The sequence below is a fragment of the Halobacillus sp. BAB-2008 genome, assembly GCF_000328325.1.
In the GTDB taxonomy this organism is placed as follows: domain Bacteria; phylum Bacillota; class Bacilli; order Bacillales; family Halobacillaceae; genus Halobacillus.
Genome location: NZ_ANPF01000119.1, coordinates 1 through 3,272, shown reverse-complemented (window position 1 = coordinate 3,272; position 3,272 = coordinate 1). Strand labels below are relative to the sequence as shown.

At 38.5% G+C, this 3,272-nt stretch carries 3 protein-coding genes and 1 pseudogene; 2 read left to right on the top strand and 2 right to left on the bottom strand.

The genetic code is table 11. The annotated features are described in order from the left end of the window. The first annotated feature begins 399 nt into the window (after positions 1-399). Complete coding sequence (locus tag D479_RS19495; RefSeq protein WP_008640543.1) at positions 400-843, top strand: YndM family protein; 444 nt, start codon at positions 400-402, stop codon at positions 841-843. Between the two features lie 33 nt (positions 844-876). On the opposite strand, the gene D479_RS19490 is transcribed toward D479_RS19495, so the two are convergent. Continuing rightward, a complete protein-coding gene (locus D479_RS19490; protein ID WP_008640542.1) occupies positions 877-1,371 on the bottom strand; it encodes a DUF3231 family protein in 495 nt (164 codons plus the stop codon). Between the two features lie 138 nt (positions 1,372-1,509). On the opposite strand from D479_RS19490, the pseudogene D479_RS19485 reads away from it, so the two are divergent. After that, positions 1,510-2,339 (top strand): annotated as a pseudogene (locus D479_RS19485) (manganese catalase family protein). A gap of 253 nt (positions 2,340-2,592) precedes the next feature. Here the strand turns inward: D479_RS19485 and D479_RS20065 are convergent. After that, positions 2,593-2,979: a hypothetical protein gene (locus D479_RS20065; RefSeq protein ID WP_008640540.1), complete on the bottom strand. Its 387-nt coding sequence runs from the start codon at positions 2,977-2,979 to the stop codon at positions 2,593-2,595. Positions 2,980-3,272 lie beyond the last annotated feature (293 nt).

Sequence of the window (3,272 nt, the reverse complement as noted above, 5' to 3'; positions counted from 1 at the left end):
TAATGTCAACGGATGATTATTTATATAAGAAAATTGTTTAAACATATGTATGGCAATATATCACAAGCATTAGTTGTATATTTTATCTTCAAAAACTGTGAAAAGCCTCGACTGCTACGAGGCTTCCAGGAAAGTGATACCACTCATGTTCATGCTCAATGAATGATATGCAAAACAAACACACCTTGTGCAATAATTTTCAGATCTAATATATTTCTACGATAAAAAATTATTCATAAAAAAACCTCTCCCAAATTTAGAGAGAAGCATAAATACGAAGAGTAATCAAATTTATATTACAGGACACTATATGCTTATTGCGTAATTTATTGCTACAAAACTGAGATATGGATATTTTTTTACATCCACGCTAAGGATATACCAGAAAGGAGGGTTAAAATGACCCATGCAAAGTTGTTCCTAACAAAATTCTTGTTCAGTTTTGCCGTGCTGTTAATTATTCTTGGTTGGGGTTTTGATGTTTCCTTTGGTAATGTGTTTTTAATCAGCTTAGTATTGACTGCTGTATCTTACCTGGTGGGAGATATTTTCCTTCTCTCAAAAACAAGTAATACTTCTGCAACCTTAGGTGATTTTGTATTAATATTTGCCATCGTTTACTTAATATCCGATGCGCTAACTGTCGGAGATGATGTCTTCCAAGCGACGTTATATGCAACTATATCTTTGACAATTTTTGAATACTTTTTTCACCAGTCCGTGGCACGGAGTTTAGAAAATGAAGAAAAAGGAAAAGAAAAACAAAGTAATTTAGATCGAATACCTCAATATAGGGTGGAAACATCTGAAGAGATTTCTCCAGATGAAAATGATGGGAAATAAAACAAAAAAGCAGGCAAATCGCCTGCTTTTTTCTTATTTATGAAGTGGGGGAACAATTAACCACCCTTTGTCTTTATTTAACTTAAGAGCTTTAGCTCCTGCTTGCATTTTATTCATATGGAACTTTCCGAATAACATAGCTATGTCTTCCCTTGCGGATTGTCCAATTGCCTGACTGCAAGCTACTAACCCCTGGGCAATGTTCATTGAAATAGCCGCACTAATTTCAGGATCGTTCATTTTTGCTCCTACTGGTATATCCTCACTTTTTGCTACGGAACGTTCTGGGGGAGTTGGAGGCAAGACAACACCGTTAGCTTTAAGTACCTGCTCTACCTCTTCACTTTCCTGTTTTATCCCTTGTACAAGCTCTTCAATAATCCTCTGAAGATCTTTATCACCAGCATGGTTATACATGGTTTGATAACTTACATCATTGCCCTTTAGAGTTGATAAATACCCCCAAAGACTATACACCTCTCCATAATGTAACGGCTGCTTCTCTTGATTACCACTTAAAATACCCATACTATCATCTCCTTTTTTTGTACACATGCAGTATTATCTGTGAACATCCTTTCTTTATACGGTCATCTAAATTAAATTTATTCACAGAGTTATCTTGGGCACATAGTATAACCTCGGATAGCAATTAGGAGGGGTTAAATGTTCTTTCATATTAAAGAGCTACAGTACGAAGCAAAGGTGAGTAAGCCTGATCCAATATTCGCTAAGCAATTACAAGAAGTGCTTGGGGGGCAATGGGGAGAAATTTCTGTAATGATGCAATATCTCTTTCAAGGTATGAATGTTAGAGGAAATAAAAAATACCGGGACCTGTTAATGGACATAGGGACTGAAGAAATTGCTCATGTGGAACTACTGGCCACTCTGATAGCCCGACTTCTAGATGACACCTCTCTAGAGCAACAAGAAAGTGCCTATCATTCTGACCCCGCTATAGCTGCTATTATGGGAGGGATGAACCCTCAGCATGCAATTGTATCTGGATTAGGAGCAATGCCAGCAGATAGCGTTGGAAACAGATGGACAGCTGATTACATTATATCTAGCGGTAACTTACTTGCTGATTTCAGAGCTAACTTAACTGCAGAATCACAGGCAGATTACAAGTAGCACGACTTTATGAACTAACAGATGACCCGCTAGTTAAGGATTCCCTAAGTTTCTTATTGGCTAGAGATACTGCGCATCAAAACCAGTGGATACAAGCAATTAGAGAGTTAGAAGCATCAGCAGGAGATGTAGTTGTTCCGACAACTTTCCCAAGAGAAAAAGAAAAACAAGCGGTCTCTTATGATTTTTACAATACTTCTAGAGGTGAGGCAGATGCAGGAGGGCCGTGGGCACAAGGCTATGCACCGGATGGAAGAGGTCAATTCAGATATGTAGGAAATCCTGGTCCATATGGAAATAAACCCAAATTATCGCCCGCTCCAAAAAACATTTACGATACCCCTCCTTCTGATAAATAAAAGCTTATATAACTACAAGAAGCCTGAGTATGGCTTCTTGTAGTTTGAATTTATTCTTATTTTATTAAACCGAATCTTTTACACATATTTACCGCTGTCTCCTCTGAAGTTGCTCCACTAAGATCAACTACTGTTCCTTTACCAACTTTCACCCCGTACTTCCCGCCGCCTACGATATAAATGCTTCCGCGTTCATTTCCTCTCTCCCCGCATTGCTCCGGAGCTTGATGAATCCGTTATTTCGAATGACTGCCTATGCCACGGCCACTGCGTCTACCGCACTATTCACGACGAATACGTTTTTCTCCACGTTATCTTCCTCCTTTGATTTGTTTCTTCCCTTGCTACTGCCTCCGCCAGCCCAGAATAGCCATCCACCGTCAGGATGTAAGCTCTTTGAAAACTTTGGATGGCACTTATTTTTATTAAATATAGAGAACTTTGTTAATCCATTTATGTGTCTTGTCCCTTCGGACCACCTCTTGAGCACCGGATCTCCAACTTCTCCTTGAGCTTTAGAGAATGCGGACTCAATACCCGACTGTGCAACGAGATTTGTTCCTGCATTCTCAAGCAAATCCCTCTGCCTTTTTATCTCGTGAATCATCCAATTATAATCACGCAATGTCTTTTTATCCATGGCTACCCACTCCTTTTCACAATAAAAAGAAGACACAAACCGAGCATGTGGAACGCTCAAGTTGGTGACCTCCTTTATGCTGGTAGAACTTCTCTTCTTTTAACCTGTGTAATCTGAGAATGAAAAAAGCATCAAGCCCATTTAGATAAGATATTATCTGTAAGCTCCTAATCCAATTGAAAAAGTGATATTGAAGCTAGCTAGGGGCCTTCCATATTCAAAGACATTCGTTTCTTCTTTAAAGATAACAAATAAATATAAAAGCATTATGAAAATTGTTGGTATTATAAAAA